5 protein-coding genes and 1 pseudogene are annotated in these 4,878 nt (G+C 54.7%); all 6 read right to left on the reverse strand.

Annotation, left to right across the window (positions count from 1 at the left end):
- Window positions 1-54: 54 nt before the first annotated feature.
- Window positions 55-1,023, reverse strand: a pseudogene (locus DW937_RS14470) (PrgI family protein); the annotation flags it as partial.
- Window positions 950-1,375, reverse strand: a complete 426-nt coding sequence (locus DW937_RS14475) for a PrgI family protein (RefSeq protein WP_120121490.1) — start codon at window positions 1,373-1,375, stop codon at window positions 950-952. The gene DW937_RS14475 and the pseudogene DW937_RS14470, both read right to left, overlap by 74 nt.
- Window positions 1,376-1,390: 15 nt before the next feature.
- On the reverse strand, window positions 1,391-2,254 hold the full coding sequence (locus DW937_RS14480; protein ID WP_005927770.1) for a VirB6/TrbL-like conjugal transfer protein, CD1112 family: 864 nt from the start codon (window positions 2,252-2,254) through the stop codon (window positions 1,391-1,393).
- 103 nt (window positions 2,255-2,357) lie between these two features.
- On the reverse strand, window positions 2,358-2,573 hold the full coding sequence (locus tag DW937_RS14485; RefSeq protein ID WP_005922889.1) for a Maff2 family mobile element protein: 216 nt from the start codon (window positions 2,571-2,573) through the stop codon (window positions 2,358-2,360).
- Between the two features lie 47 nt (window positions 2,574-2,620).
- Window positions 2,621-4,426 carry a VirD4-like conjugal transfer protein, CD1115 family gene (locus tag DW937_RS14490; protein WP_120121492.1) on the reverse strand — a complete coding sequence of 602 codons (1,806 nt, stop codon included), beginning with the start codon at window positions 4,424-4,426 and terminating at the stop codon, window positions 2,621-2,623.
- A partial coding sequence (locus DW937_RS14495) for a PcfB family protein (RefSeq protein ID WP_133300991.1) occupies window positions 4,423-4,878 on the reverse strand: 456 nt, incomplete at its 5' end. The genes DW937_RS14495 and DW937_RS14490, both read right to left, overlap by 4 nt.

Here is a 4,878-nt window from a genome sequence, read left to right on the forward strand (position 1 = left end):
GTGCCTGATTTTATCCTTCAACCACGAAGGTTTTGTTCAGGAACGAGTCGCACGGATGTCCATGTCGTACCCGGAACGGACAGCCTTTTTCTGCTCCTGAATCTTCATGGCATCAAGGTCTGTGATCTTCCGCTTGATGGTTTTGATGGCCTCGGTCTGGTCGATGGCCTGCACATGGAGATTGACGAGAATCCCGCTTTCCGTTTTGAGGAAGTCGGCCAGCATTTCGTCCGAAAGTTCCGGCGCAAGGATTTGTAAAAAGCTCACCGCTCCATACTTGCCGCCCAGCCCAAAGGTCTTGGCCGTGCCGAAGCAGAGGGAGGATGGAGCCACAAAATCTTTGGTGGACAGGCCGGAGGGTGCCAGCCAGTCCCATTCAAAGCGAAACGGTTCGCCGTCCGGGTGGAAGATGCCGTGCAGCACCTCCAAACGCTCCTGCCCGTCCATGACGTGCGCCACGCAGCCCATAGTCTTGAAGTAGCCCAGCAGGTCAAGGCCAATGCGGGTCAGCCGAGCCCGCGCAGTTTTCAGGCTGTCGGCCTCGATGGTGAAGGTCAGGTACTTGGTTTTCACAATGCCGTTGTTGCCGCTGGCAAGCTGCTTTTGCAGGATGGCGGTGTACTCGGCGCGGATGTCGTCGAAATCATCCCCCTGCGGTGCGATCTCAAAACTTTTTGCGTACTGCACCGGGTCAACCTTGCGATTCAAAAACGAAAGCTGCACATGGATGGAAGCATCCACATAGTTGTAGAGGTCGCACAGGTGTTCAAAGATGGCGGTTCTTGTTTCCGGCTGGGCCAGCTGATAGCTGATGTCCTCAAAGGTAATGCACTTGGAGAACGTGCGGCGGTCAATGCGGCACACACCGTCCGGGTAGATGGCCTCATACGGGATGGTGGCCTGTGCCGTGCGGGGCTTGCCGTCACCCTTGTACTTGCGGATAACAGCATCAATTTCTTTTTTCTGGGCGCGGGTGAGCTTTTTGGGCTTTTCGGTTTCGCGGGGTGTCGTTTTTCTGGACAATGGCCTTTACCTCCTGTTCCATTTGGTATTGCCGCACAAGGGCGGCGTAAGCATTGTTGGTCTGATAAGGCCTTTCCTTGGGACGGATAAAGCAGCACTGAATCATTTGCTGAATCACCACTTCAAGGGGTTGGCCGTGCCGCTCGAACAGAGCAAACAGCAGCCCCGGCAGCATGGCAAAAATCATCAGCAGGGCCGCCGCGCTGTTGGAAAGATAGTTTCGGGTCAAAAAATAAAGCGGCCCGCCCGTGAGAAGCGCACCGCCGAAGCAGACCAGCTGCCGCTTGGTCAGCCCGAATAAGACTTTGGATTTTACATGGGTCAAATCTTTGGGAACGGTCACATACGCCATTCAAACGCTCCTTTCTCAATGGGCACCGAATACGGACTTGCTGATGCTGCCTGTCTTGAACAGACAGAAACAGAGTAGCACGGTGTAGCCCATGCAGCCCCAGATAGCCCCGGCAATGTCCGCTGCGCCTGAAATGTTGCGTATCAGCACCGCATAGATGCCCACGACAATCATAATCAGGAACGCTTGGAACCCCAGCGCCAGCAAAGACTTCAAGTAGTTCTGCCCGGTGCTGCGCCACTCGCTGCTGCCCATGGTGGCAAGCGGGATAGGCCCCAGCGCGGTCACAACGTAAATCTCGATCATGCGGCCGTAGGTCACAAGGAAGATGCAGATGGAAAGGATGTTCATGGTCAGGCCCACTACAAGGGTCTGGAACCACAGACTAAGCAGACTGCCAATGGTCATGCTTTCCAGCTGAAATTCCAGTCCGGGTATCAGGCGGTCAAAGTGGATGGACGTTTCGCCGATGATCACGCCGGAGCTTTGGTTGACAACGCTCTGAGTGGCATCGAACACACCCATAACGATATTCCATGTGTTGCTGACAATGAGGATGGCAAAAGCAGACTTGAAAATCCAGCGGAAGAACATGGAGGTGTCAAAGTCGTGCATATTGTTCTTTTCGGTAATCATCTGGATAAGTTCATGGCACATCACAAGGGCAAGGATAGCCGCTGCAATGGGCAGCACCACCGTTTCGGAAAGACTGCGCAGCATATTGAAAATGCCGCTGTTCCACGCCTGCGGGGTAGAGCCGACATCCGAAGCGATTTCGCCCACCTTGGCGTTCACGTTATCGAACAGGCCGGAGAGGTTGCCCGTGATACCATCTATCAAAATGCCTTTTATCCATTTCTCGATGATCTCACTAATCAAGCAAAGATACCTCCTTTCCCGCGCCCTCCCATGTGAGCGGGAGAGCGCGGAGTAGGATTTTAAGTGTTAGTTGTTCGGAAAATTGTGGGCAGCGATGCAGGACTTAGCCCAGCAGCCCGGACAGCAGCGGGACAAGGGTCACGCCGATCAGGGCAACGCCGCCGCCCGCGACCAGCTGCTTGACGCCCTGGCTCTTGCTGCCGGGGTTATCCTGTCCATAGCCCTCCAACAGGTTGATGCCGCCCCAGACACACAGGGCACCGCCCAGACCGACCACGATGGTCTGCAAAGTATCGACTGCACTGTTGAAAAATTCCATAAGGTCCTCACTTTCTGCCGCTTGTTCTGCGGCACTCAAAAATAAAATTATTCGGCTGCATTTTCATCCGATAGGTCGATTTCGTACAGGTCAAACGGTTCGTCCTGTGCGACTACCTGCTGCCGTTTCCGGCGCAGGGTGGATAAGAACCTGTCCACATCAAAGGTGTTTTTCTTGTCCGCGTCCGCAAGGTATTTGTAGTGCGGGTGTTTGGTAATGTCGAACTTCTCCGAGAAGAACGGCCTCACACCCCGCAGCTGCAAAATACATTTGCCGCCGTCCATGATTGCGATTTCGTCCTCTGACATCAACGCCTTTCCTAATTTTTGATAGTTCAGTCCGTGGGAGGTTTGAGAACCCCGGTTCTCGCTGGTGTTGAAACTGTCGATGGTTTCTTTCCCCAGTGCATCGGAGATCTCTTTGGCATTCTTGCCCCGCCCACTCAAAAAGAGAACAGAATCGCAGTTGTCCGAAATGATTTCGGCCGCATCCTTGTAGATGGCTTTTAGCTGCGACTGGCTCTGCAAAATGATGGATGCCGAGATTTCCCGACTGCGGATGGTGGCGATCAGCTTGTCGAAGTTGGGAATCTGCCCGATGTTGGCGAACTCGTCCAGAATCAGCCGTACATGGACAGGCAGCCGACCGCCGTATTTATCATCCGCACGGTCACACAGCAGATTGATAAGCTGGCTTTGAAGCATGGCGAGAATGAAGTTGAAGGTGGTGTCCGTGTCGCTCATAATCAGGAACAGTACGGTCTTTTCATCCCCGATGGTGTCCAGCTCCATTTCATCGTTCTCCATCAGCTCCCGCACCTCCCGGATGTCAAATGGGGCTAAACGGGCACCGCAGCTTATCAGGATGGAGGAACGGGTCTTGCCCGCCGACAGCAAAAACTTTTTGTACTGCCGGACGGCGAAGTGGTCCGGGTCTTTCTGTTCCAGCCTTTCAAACATGAGGTCCACTGGGCTTTGAAACTCCGGGTCGTCCTCGCGGGCTTCACTGGCATTTATCATTTCCAGCAGGGTGGTGAAGTTCATTTCCTCTGCCGGGGCCTCGTACCAGATGTAGCCGATCAGAGCCGTGTAGAACAGCCGTTCCGACTTCACCCAAAAATCTTCTGCTGATTTTTCACCCTCGCCCTTGGTGTTGGCGATAAGCGTATTCACCAGCTTCAGCACGTCCTTTTCCGAGTAGATGTAAACAAACGGGTTGTACTTCATAGACTTGGAAAAGTTTATCGTGTTCAGGATTTTCACCCGGTAGCCTGCCCGCTGGAACATTTGGCCTGTTTCGAGAACCAGTGTGCCTTTTGGGTCTGTGACCACGAATGAGGTGGGATAGTCGGAAGTGGGGAAACATTGCATGAGGTTGGGCTTCACATAGAAGCGTGTCTTGCCGCTGCCGGAGCCGCCGATCACAAGCACATTTTTGTTCCGGGCCGTCTTGGGGTCTTTGGGCCGCCCGGTCATGGTCAGGCGTTCGGTCTGGGTCAGCAGGATGTTGTTTTCAAACTTGGGGTCGATGTACGGGGCAATGTCTTTGGCGGTGCCCCACCGGGCAGAACCGTATTCCTCGCCCTTGCGGTACTTCTTGGCGTTCTTGCCCTTGCTGTACACGATGAGCCGGACAGCCACCGCACCAACAACGCCCACGCACAGGTCAAACGGGTGCAGGCTTGGCAGCGGATTTGCAAAGGCGGCGGAGATGCCGCCCGTCAGGTGGAGCAGCTTTGCCGAAGCATCCACGCCCGCCGCCAGACGGTATGCCTGCCCGCATTTGGCGAACAGGTACACGAACAGCAGATACGGCAGATTCAGCACCAGCAGCTTTTTCAGTTCAGGCTTCATCGTTCCAGTCCCCTTTGCTTGATTTTTTCTTTGGCGCGTTTCGGCTGCTGGGCCGCTTTCTGTTTAGCCACTGCCAGCACTTTGCGGATGGAGGGCCGCTGCTCCTTGGAGAGCGTTTTGGCGGTGAACTCCCGGAACGCCTGTTCCAGATTGTCCGCATCCTTGGCCTTGAAGATCACGATGTAGTGGGGCGGCTGGTTAGTCTTGTCTTTGCGCAAGGTGAAGTCCACGCCGTACTTCTTGGCGCAGGGTTTGAATGCCCCGATGTTCGCCTCCGTGACTTCAATGTTGGTCAGGGACGCGCCGTGGGCTTTCAGCTGTTTCAGGCTTTGCCTGCCGTGGTGCAGCTTTGGCCCCTTGGCCCGGTGCTGCAAGTATTTTTTCAACGCAGTTTGCAGGGCTTGGGCGGTGAGCTTGCCCGTTTTCATGGACAGGGCAATGGTTTTCTGGGT

Source organism: Faecalibacterium sp. AM43-5AT (assembly GCF_003603345.1).
Classification (GTDB): Bacteria; Bacillota; Clostridia; order Oscillospirales; family Ruminococcaceae; genus Faecalibacterium; species Faecalibacterium taiwanense.

Excerpts from the sequence above, each read along its gene's own strand:
- DW937_RS14490 (WP_120121492.1), bottom strand. The coding sequence starts at position 4,426 with ATGAAGCCTGAACTGAAAAAGCTGCTGGTGCTGAATCTGCCGTATCTG.
- DW937_RS14485 (WP_005922889.1), bottom strand. The coding sequence starts at position 2,573 with ATGGAATTTTTCAACAGTGCAGTCGATACTTTGCAGACCATCGTGGTC.
- DW937_RS14475 (WP_120121490.1), bottom strand. The coding sequence starts at position 1,375 with ATGGCGTATGTGACCGTTCCCAAAGATTTGACCCATGTAAAATCCAAA.